This is a genomic window from Plantibacter sp. MPB07, from assembly GCF_046619465.1.
Lineage (GTDB): Bacteria > Actinomycetota > Actinomycetes > Actinomycetales > Microbacteriaceae > Plantibacter > Plantibacter auratus.
This window is the reverse complement of record NZ_CP177043.1, coordinates 2,698,670-2,713,407: the sequence shown is the minus strand read 5'-3', so window position 1 is coordinate 2,713,407 and position 14,738 is coordinate 2,698,670. Positions and strand designations below refer to the sequence as shown.

General features: G+C 70.6%; 12 protein-coding genes. 4 read left to right on the top strand and 8 right to left on the bottom strand.

Annotated elements, in window-relative coordinates:
• Positions 1 to 182: 182 nt before the first annotated feature.
• Positions 183 to 3,944, top strand: coding sequence for a proline dehydrogenase family protein (locus tag ACLIME_RS12515; protein ID WP_411557114.1), 3,762 nt, complete (start codon positions 183 to 185; stop codon positions 3,942 to 3,944).
• Between the two features lie 10 nt (positions 3,945 to 3,954).
• On the opposite strand, the gene ACLIME_RS12510 is transcribed toward ACLIME_RS12515, so the two are convergent.
• Both ACLIME_RS12510 and ACLIME_RS12505 read right to left on the bottom strand, forming a co-directional pair.
• Positions 3,955 to 4,305: a GntR family transcriptional regulator gene (locus ACLIME_RS12510; protein ID WP_411557113.1), complete on the bottom strand. Its 351-nt coding sequence runs from the start codon at positions 4,303 to 4,305 to the stop codon at positions 3,955 to 3,957.
• 89 nt (positions 4,306 to 4,394) lie between these two features.
• Positions 4,395 to 4,832, bottom strand: coding sequence for an Lrp/AsnC family transcriptional regulator (locus ACLIME_RS12505; protein WP_079706386.1), 438 nt, complete (start codon positions 4,830 to 4,832; stop codon positions 4,395 to 4,397).
• 246 nt (positions 4,833 to 5,078) lie between these two features.
• Between ACLIME_RS12505 and ddaH the strand changes: the two genes are divergently transcribed.
• The 3 genes from ddaH to ACLIME_RS12490 all read left to right on the top strand — a co-directional run bounded on the left by ddaH (position 5,079) and on the right by ACLIME_RS12490 (position 7,127).
• Positions 5,079 to 5,876: a dimethylargininase gene (gene ddaH, locus ACLIME_RS12500; RefSeq protein WP_411558797.1), complete on the top strand. Its 798-nt coding sequence runs from the start codon at positions 5,079 to 5,081 to the stop codon at positions 5,874 to 5,876.
• A 144-nt stretch (positions 5,877 to 6,020) separates the two neighbouring features.
• Positions 6,021 to 6,254 (top strand): hypothetical protein, encoded by a 234-nt coding sequence (locus tag ACLIME_RS12495; protein WP_064294883.1) that lies wholly within the window; start codon positions 6,021 to 6,023, stop codon positions 6,252 to 6,254.
• Positions 6,255 to 6,368: 114 nt separating this feature from the next.
• Entirely contained in the window at positions 6,369 to 7,127 is a 759-nt protein-coding gene (locus ACLIME_RS12490) for a polyprenol monophosphomannose synthase (RefSeq protein ID WP_411557112.1), read from the top strand.
• 31 nt (positions 7,128 to 7,158) lie between these two features.
• Here the strand turns inward: ACLIME_RS12490 and ACLIME_RS12485 are convergent, their stop codons facing one another.
• The 6 genes from ACLIME_RS12485 to ACLIME_RS12460 all read right to left on the bottom strand — a co-directional run bounded on the left by ACLIME_RS12485 (position 7,159) and on the right by ACLIME_RS12460 (position 14,701).
• Positions 7,159 to 7,851, bottom strand: a complete 693-nt coding sequence (locus tag ACLIME_RS12485; RefSeq protein ID WP_274500144.1) for an NAD(P)-dependent oxidoreductase — start codon at positions 7,849 to 7,851, stop codon at positions 7,159 to 7,161.
• A 117-nt stretch (positions 7,852 to 7,968) separates the two neighbouring features.
• On the bottom strand, positions 7,969 to 9,309 hold the full coding sequence (locus ACLIME_RS12480; protein ID WP_411557111.1) for an alpha-hydroxy-acid oxidizing protein: 1,341 nt from the start codon (positions 9,307 to 9,309) through the stop codon (positions 7,969 to 7,971).
• Entirely contained in the window at positions 9,302 to 10,138 is an 837-nt protein-coding gene (locus ACLIME_RS12475) for a FadR/GntR family transcriptional regulator (protein WP_411557110.1), read from the bottom strand. Before ACLIME_RS12475 ends, ACLIME_RS12480 begins: the two co-directional genes overlap by 8 nt.
• A 121-nt stretch (positions 10,139 to 10,259) precedes the next feature.
• On the bottom strand, positions 10,260 to 11,192 hold the full coding sequence (locus tag ACLIME_RS12470; RefSeq protein WP_124767626.1) for a 2-hydroxyacid dehydrogenase: 933 nt from the start codon (positions 11,190 to 11,192) through the stop codon (positions 10,260 to 10,262).
• A 9-nt stretch (positions 11,193 to 11,201) separates the two neighbouring features.
• Positions 11,202 to 12,665 carry a rhamnulokinase gene (locus ACLIME_RS12465; protein WP_411557109.1) on the bottom strand — a complete coding sequence of 488 codons (1,464 nt, stop codon included), beginning with the start codon at positions 12,663 to 12,665 and terminating at the stop codon, positions 11,202 to 11,204.
• Entirely contained in the window at positions 12,662 to 14,701 is a 2,040-nt protein-coding gene (locus ACLIME_RS12460; RefSeq protein ID WP_411557108.1) for a bifunctional aldolase/short-chain dehydrogenase, read from the bottom strand. The genes ACLIME_RS12465 and ACLIME_RS12460 overlap by 4 nt, the downstream gene beginning before the upstream one ends.
• Between the last annotated feature and the right edge of the window lie 37 nt (positions 14,702 to 14,738).

Here is a 14,738-nt window from a genome sequence, read left to right as displayed (position 1 = left end):
GCGATGTGGCGCACCGGTCCCTGAGCTTGTCGAAGGGCGGCGGCCGGGGCGGGGTCTCCGCGACATGGCCCTCCGGTCCCTGAGCTTGTCGAAGGGCGGTGACCGACCGGGGTGCTCAGCCGCCAGGCGTGTACTCGCGAGCCTCAGCTGGGATCACCGGATCGGAGCATAGGCTGAGCAGCATGGCGAACGTTGCGAACGAGGGTCCCACCGAACCGGTCGGACTCGCGGATCGTGCGATCGCTCTCGCGTCGAAATGGGTCGACGAAGGGGCGGAAGCTCCGACCGATCCCGCCGCCGAGCGGCTCGCCGGCGTGCTGCGCGATCCCAACGGTCTCGAATTCACCGTCGGGTTCGTCGACGGCGTCATGCGGCCGGAGGATCCACTCGTCGCCGGGAACGCCCTCGCCGCCCTCGCCGGTCGGACGCCGCGGTTCCTGCCCTGGTACGAGCAGGCCGCCGTCCGCACGGGTGGTCTGGTCGGCCCGGTCCTGCCCTGGGTCGTCGTCCCCGCCGCGCGCCGCGTCCTCCGGGGCATGGTCGGCCACCTCATCGTCGACAGCCGTCCTCGTGAGCTCGGCAACGCGATCGCGAAACTGCGCGCCGACGGTTCACGGCTCAACCTGAACCTCCTCGGGGAGGCCGTCCTCGGCGAGGGTGAGGCGGCGAAACGGCTCGCCGGCACCCGCGAGCTCCTGCAGCGCCCCGACGTCGACTACGTGTCCATCAAGGTCTCGTCGATCGCCAGCCAGCTCTCCATGTGGTCGTTCGAGCAGGTCGTCGACCGCATCGTCCGACGCCTCGTGCCGCTCTACGAGGAGGGGCTCGCGACCGGCACCTTCATCAACCTCGACATGGAGGAGTACCGCGACCTCGACCTCACCATCGCGGTCTTCACCCGACTCCTCGACCAGCCGCAGCTGCTGCAGTACCAGGCCGGCATTGTCATCCAGGCCTACCTGCCCGACGCCCTCGAGGCGATGATGCAGCTCACCGCCTGGTCGAAGCAGCGCGTGGCCGCCGGTGGCGCTCCCATCAAGGTGCGGCTCGTGAAGGGCGCGAACCTCGCGATGGAGCGGGTCGACGCGGCGATCCACGGCTGGCCGCTCGCGACGACCGGATCGAAGCGCGAGACCGACACCAACTACAAGCGCGTGCTCGACTGGGCGCTCACGCCGGCGCACACGGACGTCGTGCGGGTCGGGGTCGCCGGGCACAACCTCTTCGACATCGCCTACGCGTGGCTCCTCGCGGGCGACCGCGGTGTTCGCGAGCGGGTGGACTTCGAGATGCTGCTGGGGATGGCGACCGGTCAGGTCGAGGCCATCAAGCGGGACGTCGGGACGGTGCTGCTGTACACGCCCGTCGTGAACCCGAAGGAGTTCGACGTCGCGATCTCCTACCTCGTCCGCCGTCTGGAGGAGAACGCCAGCGAGGAGAACTTCATGTCGGCGGTGTTCGAGCTCGCCGAGAAGCCGACCCTGTTCGCGCGCGAGCGACGCCGGTTCCTCGCGTCGGTCGACGCCCTCGGAGAGACCGCCGGGCAGGTGCCGACCCCCAACCGGACGCAGGACCGCGCCGCGGAGGCCCCGGAGGCACCGCTGCCCGACAACGACGGGGACGACCGCTTCCGCGATCCCGCACAGGCGCCCGACGCGGGACTCACGCAGCAGGTCCTCGGGCTGGAACGCGGATCGAGCGGCGGTGAGGACCGCTTCCACGCCGATCCGTCCTCGGCGTACGTCGAGACGGCGGTCTTCTCCCGTTCGGAGCGCGGTGGTGTCGTCGACGGCGCCCCGGGCTTCGAGAACGCCGCCGACACCGACCCCTCGCTCGCGGCGAACCGGGTGTGGGGAGCGTCGATCCTGGCGCGCGTCCCGCAGTCGACCCTCGGTGGCGCAGCGGTCGCGGCCGCGGCCATCGACGACCCACGCGTCCTCGAACGCACGATCACGATGGTCCACGCCGCCGGTGAGCGATGGGGAGCCCGCCCCGCCGCCGAACGGGCCGCCGTCCTGCACGCTGCAGCTCGGGTCCTCGCCTCCCGTCGGGCGGACCTCATCGAGGTCATGGCGAGCGAGACCGGCAAGACGATCGCCGAGGCCGATCCCGAGGTGAGCGAGGCCGTCGACTTCGCGCACTACTACGCGGCCAACGCGCCCCTGCTCGAGAGCGTGCACGGCGCGAGCTTCGTCCCCTCCGCGCTCACGGTCGTGACGCCGCCCTGGAACTTCCCCGTCGCCATCCCGGCCGGAGGCGTCCTCGCGGCGCTCGCCGCCGGCAGCGGCGTGATCATCAAGCCCGCTCCACAGGCGAAGCGGTGCGCAGCCGTGGTCGTCGAGGCACTGTGGGACGCCGGGGTGCCGCGCGACCTCCTCGTGCTCGCCGATGTGGCGGAGGGCGACCTCGGACGTCGGCTCGTGTCCCATCCGGCCGTCGACAGGGTGATCCTGACCGGCTCCTTCGAAACGGCGCAGCTGTTCCGTGGGTGGCGTGCCGACCTGCCGCTGCTGGCGGAGACGAGCGGGAAGAACGCGATCATCGTCACGCCCAGTGCCGACCTCGACCTCGCCGTCGCCGACATCGTGAAGAGCGCCTTCGGGCACGCCGGGCAGAAGTGCTCGGCCGCGTCGCTCGTGATCCTCGTCGGTTCGGTGGCACGGTCCGACCGCTTCCTGCGACAGCTCGAGGACGCCGTCCGCTCGCTCCGGGTCGGCTGGCCGTCCGATGCGCGGACGCAGATGGGGCCGATCGTCGAGCCGGCGGGGGAGAAGCTCCTCGCCGGGCTCACCGAGCTGCGCCTCGGCGAGAAGTGGCTCGTCGAGCCGAAGCTGCTCGACGACTCCTCGGTCAACTTCGGCCAGCCGAGCGAGCGCCTCTGGTCGCCGGGGGTCCGCACCGGTGTCCAGCCGGGCTCGCCCTTCCACGTGACCGAGTACTTCGGGCCGGTCCTCGGTGTCATGCAGGCCGCGAACCTCACCGAGGCGATAGCCCTGCAGAACGCGACCCCCTACGGGCTGACCGCGGGCCTGCATACCCTCGACCCGGTCGATCTCGGGGAGTGGCTCGACACCGTCGAGGCGGGCAACCTGTACGTCAACCGGGGCATCACCGGTGCGATCGTGCAGCGCCAGCCCTTCGGTGGGTGGAAGCGTTCGTCGGTCGGGACCGGCACGAAGGCCGGCGGCCCCAACTACCTGTTCGGGCTCGGCGAGTGGCGACCGGATCCGGGATCGGCGAGCCGCAGTCTGCACCTCCGCGGGCTCGACACCCGCATCGTGAAGCTCATCGAGGCGGCCCAGCCGTCGCTCACCTACGAGGCCTTCGACGTGCTGCGACGGTCGGCGCTCAGCGACGCGATCGCGTGGGGGAACGAGTTCGGCGAGGTGAAGGACGTCTCGCAGCTCGGCGTGGAACGGAACCTCCTGCGCTACCGGCCGGTTCCGGTCGCGGTACGCGTCGCGTCGGGGGCCGACCTGGGCGATGCGCTGCGGGTCCTCATCGCCGCGGTGCGGTCGCGGTCGCGGTTCACCGTCAGCCTCGGTGGGCGGCTGCCGCGCGAGGTCCGCGACTGGTTGTCCGAGCTGAGCATCCCCGTCTCGCTGGAGACCGACGAGCAGTGGCTGACCCGGATGGCGGCCCGCGGGTCGATCGACACGGGCGAGCTGGGCCAGGAGCCGCCGGTCGCGACCCGGGTACGGATCGTCGGTCCGCGTCCCGAGACGGTCGCGGAGGCGGAACCCGGAACGGAGGCCTCCGAGCCTGAGCCGCTCGCGAAGCGACTCGCAGAGGCGCTCGGCGGCGACCCCGAGATCGCGATCTGGGCGGGACCGGTCACGCAGGCCGGACGGGTGGAGCTGCTGCCCTTCCTCCGCGAACAAGCGATCTCGATCACGGCGCACCGGTTCGGCAACCCCGACCCCTGGTCCCAGAGCGTCATCTGAGCCCGGCGGCTCAGGCGCGGAGCGCGGCCTCCACGAGCGCCACGGCGTCCTTCGGCGAGACACCGATGTCTCGGATGCGGTCAGCGTAGGCCGCCGCTGCCAGCTGCGCCTGCCGGTCGATCGCGTCGCCGTGCGCTGACACGAACGTCCCCGCGCGTCCCCGGGTCTCGATGACCCCGTCGGTCTCGAGCAGCCGGTACGCCTTGGCGACGGTGTTCGGTGCGATCCCCAGCTCGTCGGCCAGCCCGCGCACCGTCGGGAGCTTCGCCCCGGTCGCGAGTCGTCCGTCGCGGACGGCCTCGATCACCTGCGTCCGCAGCTGCTCGAACACACTGGTCCCCGCCTGAATCGTCCACTCCATCCGCCCATCCTGCCCGCGAACGGTCACGAATGGCGACTTCAAACGAGCCGCACTGTGCGTTGGTGACAGTTCGCGGGCCGGGGGAGGGGTCAGTCGATGTGGCGGTGGATGAGGCGGGTGAGGACGATCGCACTGCGGGTGTGGTCGACGTTCGGCGCGATCCGCACCTTCTCCAGGGCGTCCTCGAGGGCTGGGATGTTCCTGGCCCGCATGTGCACGATGGCGTCGGCGCTCCCGGTGACGGTGCCGGCGTCGACGACCTCCGGGACGCCCGACAGGATCCGCAGCAGCTCGTTGGGGGACACGGTGCCGCGGCAGAAGAGTTCGACGTAGGCTTCTGTCTGCATGCCGTCGACCGTGGGGTCGACCTGGATCGTGAACGACTGGATGACCCCGTCGGCGACGAGGCGGTCGACGCGTCGCTTCACCGCTGAGGCCGACAAGCCCACGACCGTGCCGATGTCGCCGTAGCCGGCGCGTGAGTTCTGTCGGAGCAGGTCGATGATGCCGCGGTCGAGGTTGTCCATGAGACTCAGTGTAAGCGCAATCATTGCGCGAAAAGCTGCCACTTCGCAGCATTCCTGCGCCAAACTCCGTGAAAACGCTGCGAATCGCATGCAATGATGAACGTGGCGTGCCCCCGGGCCCCTGGACCTCGTCCGCCGACCCTCGCTCGTTTGGAGGCCGACGTGCCGTCGACGCTCAACCACCCCACCCCCACCACGCAGGACGCCACGACCGGCACCCGCGTCGCGAACCGCCGCCGGTACCTCATGTGTCGGCCGGACCGCTTCACCGTCAGCTACCGGATCAACCCCTGGATGAACCCGGACGACCCGACCGACACCTCGCTCGCGGTGTCGCAGTGGGAACAGCTGCACCAGGCCTACCTCGATCTCGGCCACCGGATCGAGCTCATCGATCCGCTCGACGGCCTGCCGGACATGGTGTTCGCGGCGAACGGCGGCTTCACGCTCGACGGCATCGCCTACGGGGCGAAGTTCACCTACGAGGAGCGCATCCCCGAGGGGCCGGCCTACATGGACTGGTTCGAGGCGAACGGCTTCCGCGTCGAGCGCCCCGAGTTCGTGAACGAGGGCGAGGGGGACATCATGCTCGTCGGCGACACCATCCTCGCCGGGACCGGCTTCCGCACCGATCCCCGCAGCCACGACGAGGTGCGTCGGATCTTCGACCGCGAGGTGGTGACCCTCAACCTCGTGAACCCGAGTTTCTACCACCTCGACACCGCGATCGCCGTGCTCGACCCGGTGGCTCCCGCCGACGGCTCGCCCGCGAACATCGCCTACCTGCCGACCGCGTTCGACGAGGCGAGCAACCGCATCCTCGAGCAGCGCTACCCCGCCGCGATCCACGTGAGCACCGAGGACGCAGCCGTCCTGGGTCTCAACTCAATCTCGAACGGTCGTGAGGTCGTCATCGCCGCCCGGGCCGTCGGGTTCGAGCGTCAACTGCGCGAGCGCGGCTACACGCCGATCGGCGTCGACCTGTCCGAGCTGCTCCTCGGCGGCGGCGGCGTGAAGTGCTGCACGCTGGAGCTGCGCGGATAACCCTTCGACGAGCTCAGGGGCCGGGGTGGTGCGGTCTCAGGGGTCGGGTGCGGCTCAGGGACCGAGGTCGGTGTCGAGGGGTTGCGGGTGCCAGTGGGGCGGCGTATACCTGCACTGACCGCTTGAACCTGAGGAAGGGCACCCATGGACGCCGGAGAACGACGTGACCACGAACGGGCCGACGCAGGGCGCTCCGGCACCCTGAGCGATGCAACAGGGTTCTGGGTCGTGATCGCCTTCGCCCTGTTCGCCGGCGGCATGTGGGCGTTCGGCGAGGCGTTCCGCACGGACGTCCTGCAGGCCGTCTGGTTCATGGGTGGCATCCTCATGATCGCGCTCGCCATCTTCATCCCGGCGCACTTCGCCAGCAACAACTGACCCCCAGCCGGACGTTCGCCGACCGTTTCCTGAGCGTCCGGCCGTCCGGTCGGAGGCCGCCGATACGGTCCTGTTCAGCGCGCTACGCTGGCTGAGCAGACACGAGGACGGCACATGGATTCCACGGTGGTCATCATTCCCACCTACAACGAACGCGAGAACCTGGAGAGGATCGTCGCGCGCGTCCGTCTCGCTGCACCCTCCGTCCAGGTGCTCGTGGTCGACGACAACTCACCCGACGGCACCGGAGCGATCGCCGACCGGCTCGCCGCCGCGGACGAGGCGGTGCACGTGCTGCATCGCACCGGCAAGGAAGGGCTCGGCGCCGCCTACAAGGCCGGCTTCGCCTGGGCGCTCGGGCGCGGATTCGGCAACGTGGTCGAGATGGACGCCGACGGATCCCATGCCCCCGAGCAGTTGCCGGCGCTCCTCGCGGCCACCGCGGAGGCGGACGTCGTCCTCGGGTCGCGCTGGGTCCCGGGCGGCACCGTCGTCAACTGGCCCAAGCATCGCGAGGCCATCTCGCGGGTCGGCAGTGCCTACGCCCGGTTCGCGCTCCGGCTCCCCGCCCGCGACGTGACCGGCGGCTACCGCGTGTTCAGTGCTGACGCACTGCGTCGGCTGCAGCTCGACGAGGTCCACAGCCACGGCTACGGCTTCCAGGTCGACATGCTCTGGCACGCGAACCGCGCCGGTCTGCGGATCGTCGAAGTACCGATCACCTTCACGGAGCGGACGCTCGGGGCCTCCAAGATGACGAGCGGCATCGTCGTCGAAGCCATGCTTCGCGTCACCTGGTGGGGCGTCTGCGAACTGACGGACCGCATCATCGGGCGTCGTCCGGCAGCGTCACGGGCGGCCGCCGGCTCCTGAGTCGCGGTGGCGCCCGTCGGCGGGCGCACCGTCAGCTGCGGCGCGGCCCCGAGGAGATGACCGGAGCCGAGCCGATGAGGTCCTCGTCGTCGACCGCGTCGACGAGGAACGCGGCGACGTCGCAGCGAGGAATCCGGAGCGAGCTCGGCCAGCTTCCCGGCGGTGACGACACGACCGGGCGTCGGGCGTCGCTGGCGGAGAGCACGGTCGGGTGCACGATGGTCCAGTCGAGCTCCGAGCGGCGGAGGAACGCGTCCGCCTGCTCGTGATCGGCGTAGACGGTGCCGAGTCGGAGGAAGTGCGTCGCCCACCGCAGGCCGGCGGGGACGCTTCGGACCGACTCGCCGGCACCGAGCGCGGAGAGGAGGACGATTCGACGGAGGCCACGCGAGCGCATCGCATCCGTCGCGACCCGGACGGCGTTCGAGATGAGGTCGGGAGGGCTGACCTGGCGTGCCCACGGCCAGTCGGACGAACCGATGTTGCTGAGGGCGATGATCACGGCCTGCACGCCACGCATGGCCTCTTCGACGTCCTCGCTCCGCAGGGGAGACCCCTGGACGACCGTCAGGCGGTCGCCGGGGACGACGGCGGCGGGGTCTCGGACGAGCGCGGTGACCGAGTGGCCGCTGCGGAGAGCCTCGCTGATGATGAGTCGCCCGGTGCGGCCGCTCCCACCGATCACGAGGAGCTGTGCCACCGTCGCCTCCAGATCGTCGAACACCGGCCCGACGGCGCAAGTGCTGCGACCGTCGGGACGGTTCCATCGTTCCCGAAGGAGCGATAGAGGACATCGGGGACAACCCGTGGAGTGCGGCGGTGACCGCGTTCGGTCGGGAGGTCAGGCCTTCGCGGCCGCCGGCTTCCGGGCCGGAGCCTTCCGAGCGGTCGGTGCCGCGGGCTTCGCGGTGGCCGGCCGGCCGGCGCTCAGCGACGACTGCTCCGGCATCGGCTGCAGCGTCGTGAACCGCGACAGCTGGGTCACGTGGTGCGGCTGCAGCTCCTCGAGCGACGCGACACCCAGCAGCTTCATCGTGCGCACGATCTCGCCCGAGAGGATCTGGATCGCGCGGTCGACGCCCTCGCGCCCGCCGGCCATGAGCCCGTAGAGGTACGCGCGGCCGATGAAGGTGAAGCGCGCACCGAGCGCGACGGACGCCACGATGTCGGCGCCGTTCATGATGCCGGTGTCGAGGTGCACCTCGGCGTCCTTGCCCACCTCGCGCACGACGCTCGGCAGGAGGTGGAACGGGATCGGCGCGCGGTCGAGCTGGCGGCCGCCGTGGTTGGAGAGCTGGACGGCGTCCGCACCGAGGTCGACGGCGAGCTTCGCATCGGCGACCGACTGGACGCCCTTGACGATGAGCTTGCCCTTCCACTGCTCGCGGATGTACTTGACCTCGTCCGGGCCGACGGTCGGGTCGAACATCGTGTCGATGAGCGCAGCGACGGTTCCCGACCAGCGGTCGAGGCTCGCGAAGGCCAACGGCTCCGTGGTGAGGAAGTTGATCCACCATGCCGGGCGGGGGAGCGCGTCGACGATGGTCTTCGGGGTGAGCGACGGCGGGATCGTCATGCCGTTGCGGACGTCGCGCAGGCGGGCGCCGCCGACGGGGGTGTCGACCGTCACGACGAGGGTGTCGTAGCCGGCCGCTGCCGCGCGGTCGACGAGTGCCATCGACCGTTCGCGCTCACTCCACATGTAGAGCTGGAACCAGTTGCGGCCACCGGGCGCTGCCGCCTTGACGTCCTCGATCGAGGTCGTGCCCATGGTCGACAGGGTGAAGGGGATGCCCGCGGCCGCTGCGGCGGATGCTCCAGCGCGCTCGCCCTCGGTCTGCATCATGCGGGTGAAGCCGGTGGGAGCGATGCCGAAGGGGAACGCGACGCGCTCGCCGAGGACGTCCCAGCCGGTGTCGACGTTCGCGACGTTCTTCAGGACGGCCGGGTGGAACTCGATGTCCTGGAACGCCTGGCGTGCCCGGGCCAGCGAGATCTCGCCCTCGGCGGCGCCGTCGGTGTAGTCGAAGGGCGCCGTCGGCGTGACCTTCTTCGCGATCGTGCGCAGGTCGCTGATGGTGGTGGCGGCCGCCAGGCGTCGCTTCCGGGCGTTGAACTCCGGCTTCTTGAACTGCATGAGCGGCAGGAGGTCGTGGGGCTTGGGGATGCGGCGTTCAACCATGGTCTGTCTCTTCTTTCCGCGAACTGTCGCTTGAGGTGGGTGTCGAGGGGTGCGGACTGTCGTCTTCTGACAGTTCGCGAGCCTGGTAGTAGTTGGTGATGTGGGAGCGGACGGACTGGCGGGCCAGCTCGGCGTCGGCGTGGCGGATCGCCTCCACGATGCCCCGGTGCTCGGCGCGCAGGCGGTCGGCGGTGGCTGACCACGACGCCAGTTGTGGGACACCGGCCAGGACGTAGCGCTCGATGGAGTCGCGAAGGCCCGACATCGTGGCGACGAGGACCTGGTTGCCCTCCGCCTCGGCGAGCGACAGGTGGAACTGCGCGTCGAGGGCGAGGAACTCGGCCTCCGTGAGGGTGGGCTGGTCCATCGCATCGAGCAGGGACTCGGGGTGTGTGAGATCGGGGACGGCCGCTTCGGCACGCGACGCGAGACTGTGCACGACCGCGGTCTCGATCACGAGCCTCGTGTCGACCACGTCCTGCACGGCGAAGCCCTGCGCGGCGACCTGGAGCCGCATGAGGGTGGCCATGCCACCGGACGGCGTGGCGACGATGATCGCGCCGGCGGTGGGGCCGGAACCCGTGTGGGTGCGGATGAGTCCCAGGACCTCGAGGACGCGGATCGCCTCGCGGACACTGGACCGACCGACACCGAGGTCGATCGCGAGCTGTCGTTCGCCGGGCAAGCGGTCGCCGGGGGTGAGGACACCGCTGAGGAGGTCCGACTCGATGCGGGCGAGCACGACCTCCCAGGCCCGGGGCTCCGCCGCTGCGTTGGCGGGCTGCGTCGCCGGGGCCGCTGCCGTCGCTGCCGTCGCTGGTGCGTTCATCGATCCTCCTTCGGCACTGCGGTGTGGTCAGACCACAAACCCTACCTCTTGAACCGATTCAACGCGAGCCCTCGCCGTAGATTTCTCTGCGAAGCGAAATCGACGGACGTCGGCGCCCGTCTCAGGTGCGGAGGACGATGTTCTCCGGCTCCTCATCGGCCAACAGATGTTCGATCTGTCGACGCAGGAGACGCGCCATCCGCGGCAGCATGGCGCTCGTCGCGCCGCCGATGTGCGGGGAGACGAGCACGTTCGGCAGAGACCACAGCGGATGGTCGGCGGGCAGCGGTTCGGGGTCCGTCACGTCGAGCGCGAGTCGGATGCGACCGCTCGTCGCGTGCTCCACGAGTGCATCGGTGTCGGCGACGGGGCCGCGGGCCACGTTCACGACGAGGGCGTCGTCGGGCAATGCCGCCAGGAAGTCGTCTCCGATCAAGCCGCGGGTGCCGTCGGTGAGCGGGACGACGACGATGACGATCTCAGCGTGCGGCAGGAGTCCGGGCAGTTCGTCGATGCCATGGATCGGCCCCCGCTCGTCCTCCCGCGCGCTCGACGCCACCCGGGTGACCTCGACCTCGAACGGGAGCAGCCGCTCCTCGATGGCCGCACCGACCCCGCCGTACCCGATGAGGAGCACGCGGCGGTCGGCGAGGCTCGGGCGCTGGCTCTGCAGCCACTCGCCCGTCCGTTCGGCGCGCACGAAGTCCGGGATGCCCCGCTGCGAGGCGAGGATGAGTCCCACCGTGAGCTCCGCGGTCGAGGCCTCGTGCACGGTCGCCGCGTTGGCGAGGGTGATGCCGGCCGGGAGGAGGTCCGCGAGGCCGTCGTAGCCGATCGACTGCACCTGGACGAGCTTCGGCGTCACCGCGGCGACGTTCGCGAGCGGCTTGTTCGAGCCGAGGTAGACGGGCACGACGAGGTCGATGTGCTCGACCGGCGGTTCGGTGCGCAGATCCCATTCGACGAACTCGACGCCCTCGGGGAGGGGGCCCTGCGACAGCACCTCCTCGCGCAGGTCGGCGGGCAGGCTGACGATGAGTGGAGAAGCGGTCATGCTGCGACGCTACCGGCTGACGGACGTGGAGCCGGCAGGCTTGCGCGGCTCGTAGCGAGTCGGCTCGAAGGAACGGGCGACGAGGGCGCGCAGGGTCTCGAGGTCGCCGTCGATGATCCCCACCGCCCTGGCCTGGACGAGGACGTTCCCGAGCGCCGTCGCCTCGACCGGTCCGGCGATGACGGGGATCCCCGCTCGGTCGGCCGTCAGCTGGCACAGGAGCGTGTTCTGGGATCCACCGCCGACGACGTGGATCGCGCGCACCTGGACCCCGGACAGCTCGGAAGCCGTGTGGACCGCATCCGCGAACGCCTGCGCCAGGCTCTCGATGATGCACCGGACGAACTCGGCACGGGACTGCGGCACCGCACGCCCGTGCTCGGTGAGGAACTCGGCGATGCGCGCCGGGAGGTCACCGGGGGCGAGGAACCGGGGGTCGTTCGCATCGAACACCGAGACGGGTGCGTCGACCGCGGCGGCCTGGGCGATGAGCCCGGGCAGGTCGATCGTCTCGCCACCGCGCTCCCAGGTGCGCACCGATTCGCTCAGGAGCCAGAGTCCCATCACGTTGTGCAGGAAGCGGGTGCGTCCGTCGACGCCGCCCTCGTTCGTGAAGTTCGCCGCTCGACTCGCCTCGGTGAGGACCGGGCGTTCGAGCTCGACCCCGACGAGTCCCCAGGTGCCGCACGAGATGTAGGCGGCGTCCGGGGTCGTCATCGGGACGGCGACGACCGCCGAGGCCGTGTCGTGTGAACCGATGGCGGTGACGGGCGTGGACGCGGACAGGCCGACCTCGGTGGCGACCGCTTCGAGGAGCGTCCCGATGCGATCACCCGGCTGGACGATGGGCGGGAGGACGGCCGCCGGGATGCCGAGTCGGGTGAGGAGTCCGGCGTCCCACCTGGTCGGTTCGGCGGCGCGGACGAGGCCGGTGGTCGACGCGTTGGTGGCCTCGGCGACGCGGGCACCGGTCAGCCAGTGCGCGATGAGGTCGGGCACCAGGAGCGCGGTGTCGGCGACGTCGAGCATGCCGGCGTCGCGCTCGGTCGCGAGCTGGTAGACGGTGTTGAACGGCAGGAACTGCAGGCCGTTCACGCGGTGGAGGTCGGCGAAGGGGACCGTTCCGTGGACCGCCTCGACACCTGCCGCCGTCCGTTCGTCGCGGTAGTGGAACGGTGCGCCGAGGAGGCGCCCCTGCCGGAGGAGGCCGTAGTCGACCGCCCACGAGTCGATGCCGATGCTCGCGAGGTGTGGCTCCTGCTTCGCTGCGCCCGACAGCCCCGCGATGATCGAGCGGTACAGCTCGAGGATGTTCCAGTGCAGGCCGTCGGGCGTGCGGACGGGCGTGTTCGGGAACCGGGCGACCGGCACGAGGCGCAGCTCGCCGGGGCCGACGTGGCCGAGCATGACCCGCCCGCTCGTGGCCCCGAGGTCGACCGCCGCGACGGTGCCGCTCCGGCCTGCCGCACTCATCGCAGGAAGGCTGCGGCCACGCCCGCGTCGACGGGGATGTGCAGTCCGGTCGTGTGGCTGAAGTCGCTCGTGCAGATCGCGAAGACCGCGTTCGCGACGTTCTCGGGGACGACCTCGCGCTTGAGGATGGTGCGCTGCGCGTAGAACTTGCCGAGGTCCTGCTCATCGATGCCGTACGTCTTCGCGCGGTTCGCGCCCCAGCCCGAGGCGAAGATGCCGGAGCCGCGGACGACGCCGTCGGGGTTGATGCCGTTCACCTTCACACCGTACTCGCCGAGCTCTGCCGCGAGCAGGCGGACCTGGTGGGCCTGGTCGGCCTTCGTCGCGGAGTAGGCGATGTTGTTCGGGCCCGCGAACACGGAGTTCTTCGACGAGATGTAGACGATGTCGCCGCCCAGCTTCTGGTCGATGAGCACGCGTGCGGCGGCCTTCGAGACGAGGAACGAGCCCTTCGCCATGACGTTGTGCTGGAGGTCCCAATCGGCCTCGGTGGTCTCGAGGAGCGACTTCGACAGCGAGAGGCCCGCGTTGTTGACGACGAGGTCGAGTCCACCGAAGGCGATGACGGTCTCGTCGATCGCGGCCTGGACGGCGGCTTCGTTCGAGACGTCGGCGGCGATGCCGATCGCGACGTCGGTGTTGCCGAGCTCGGCCGCCGCCGCCTGCGCCTTCTCCAGCGAGAGGTCGGCGATCGCGACGACCGCGCCCTCCGCGACGAGACGCGTGGCGATGGCCTTGCCGATGCCGGATGCGGCACCGGTGACGAGCGCGATCCGGGTCGCGAGTGGCTTCGGCGCAGGCTGACGTTGCAGCTTCGCCTCCTCGAGGGCCCAGTACTCGATCGCGAACTTCTCCGCCTCGTCGATCGGCGCGTACGTGGAGAGTCCCTCGGCCCCGCGCATGACGTTGATGGCGTTGACGTAGAACTCGCCGGCGACGCGGGCGGTCTGCTTGTCCTTGCCGAAGCTGAACATGCCGACGCCGGGGACGAGGACGATGAGCGGGTCGGCGCCGCGGATCGCCGGGCTGTCGGCCGTGGCGTGGCGGTCGTAGTAGGCCTGGTAGTCCTCGCGGTAGGCCTCGTGCAGGGTGCCGAGGCGCTCGATGACCTCCTCGACGCTCGCTGCGGCGGGCAGGTCGACCGTGAGTGGCTTCACCTTCGTGCGGAGGAAGTGGTCGGGGCAGCTCGTGCCGAGCGCGGTGAGGCGCGGGTGCTCCGCCGAGGCCAGGAAGTCGAGGACCTCGGGGCTGTCGGTGAAGTGGCCGATGACGGGGCGGTCGGCGGAGGCGAGCCCGCGGATGGTGGGCGCGAGTGCCGCCGCCTTCGCACGACGCTCGGCGTCGGGCAGGGCTGCGTAGCGGTCGAGCGCCGGACCGAAGGGCTCGGGGCGGGAGTTCGCCTCGATGTAGGCGGCCGCGGTGTCGATGATCCACAGCGAGTTCGCCTCGGCCTCGTCGGAGGTGTCGCCCCAGGCGGTGATGCCGTGCCCGCCGAGGATGGTGCCGATGGCCTGCGGGTTGTCGGCCTTGATGGCAGCGATGTCGAGGCCGAGCTGGAAGCCGGGGCGACGCCACGGGACCCACACGACCTTGTCGCCGAAGATCTTCGCGGTGAGTTCGGGGCCGTCGGCGGCGGTCGCGATGGCGATGCCGGAGTCGGGGTGCAGGTGGTCGACGTGGGCCGCGTCGACGAGGCCGTGCATGGCGGTGTCGATCGACGGGGCCGCGCCACCCTTGCCGTGCAGGGTGTAGTCGAAGGCGGCGACCATCTCGTCCTCGCGGTCGAGGCCGGGGTAGACGTCCTGGAGGGCGCGCATGCGGTCGAGGCGGAGGACCGCGAGACCCTCGGGCTTCAGCGTGCCGAGGTCGCCGCCGGAGCCCTTGACCCAGAGCAGCTCGACCGGCTCGCCCGTGACGGGGTCGATCTCGGTGCCCTTGGCCGAGGTGTTGCCGCCGGCGTAGTTGGTGTTCTTCGGGTCGCTCCCGAGGCGGTTGCTGCGGGCGATGAGCTCGGCAGCGGTTGGGTTCACGGACATTTGCACTCCTTCGTCGGGGCACGTCCGTGCCCGGTGT

What these genes read in the sequence shown, in the direction of transcription:
- ACLIME_RS12475 (WP_411557110.1), bottom strand. Translation starts at nt 10,138, where the DNA reads ATGAACGCACCAGCGACGGCAGCGACGGCAGCGGCCCCGGCGACGCAG.
- ACLIME_RS12460 (WP_411557108.1), bottom strand. Translation starts at nt 14,701, where the DNA reads ATGTCCGTGAACCCAACCGCTGCCGAGCTCATCGCCCGCAGCAACCGC.
- ACLIME_RS12515 (WP_411557114.1), top strand. Translation starts at nt 183, where the DNA reads ATGGCGAACGTTGCGAACGAGGGTCCCACCGAACCGGTCGGACTCGCG.
- ACLIME_RS12495 (WP_064294883.1), top strand. Translation starts at nt 6,021, where the DNA reads ATGGACGCCGGAGAACGACGTGACCACGAACGGGCCGACGCAGGGCGC.
- ACLIME_RS12510 (WP_411557113.1), bottom strand. Translation starts at nt 4,305, where the DNA reads ATGGAGTGGACGATTCAGGCGGGGACCAGTGTGTTCGAGCAGCTGCGG.
- ddaH (WP_411558797.1), top strand. Translation starts at nt 5,079, where the DNA reads ATGTGTCGGCCGGACCGCTTCACCGTCAGCTACCGGATCAACCCCTGG.
- ACLIME_RS12490 (WP_411557112.1), top strand. Translation starts at nt 6,369, where the DNA reads ATGGATTCCACGGTGGTCATCATTCCCACCTACAACGAACGCGAGAAC.
- ACLIME_RS12465 (WP_411557109.1), bottom strand. Translation starts at nt 12,665, where the DNA reads ATGAGTGCGGCAGGCCGGAGCGGCACCGTCGCGGCGGTCGACCTCGGG.
- ACLIME_RS12480 (WP_411557111.1), bottom strand. Translation starts at nt 9,309, where the DNA reads ATGGTTGAACGCCGCATCCCCAAGCCCCACGACCTCCTGCCGCTCATG.
- ACLIME_RS12470 (WP_124767626.1), bottom strand. Translation starts at nt 11,192, where the DNA reads ATGACCGCTTCTCCACTCATCGTCAGCCTGCCCGCCGACCTGCGCGAG.
- ACLIME_RS12505 (WP_079706386.1), bottom strand. Translation starts at nt 4,832, where the DNA reads ATGGACAACCTCGACCGCGGCATCATCGACCTGCTCCGACAGAACTCA.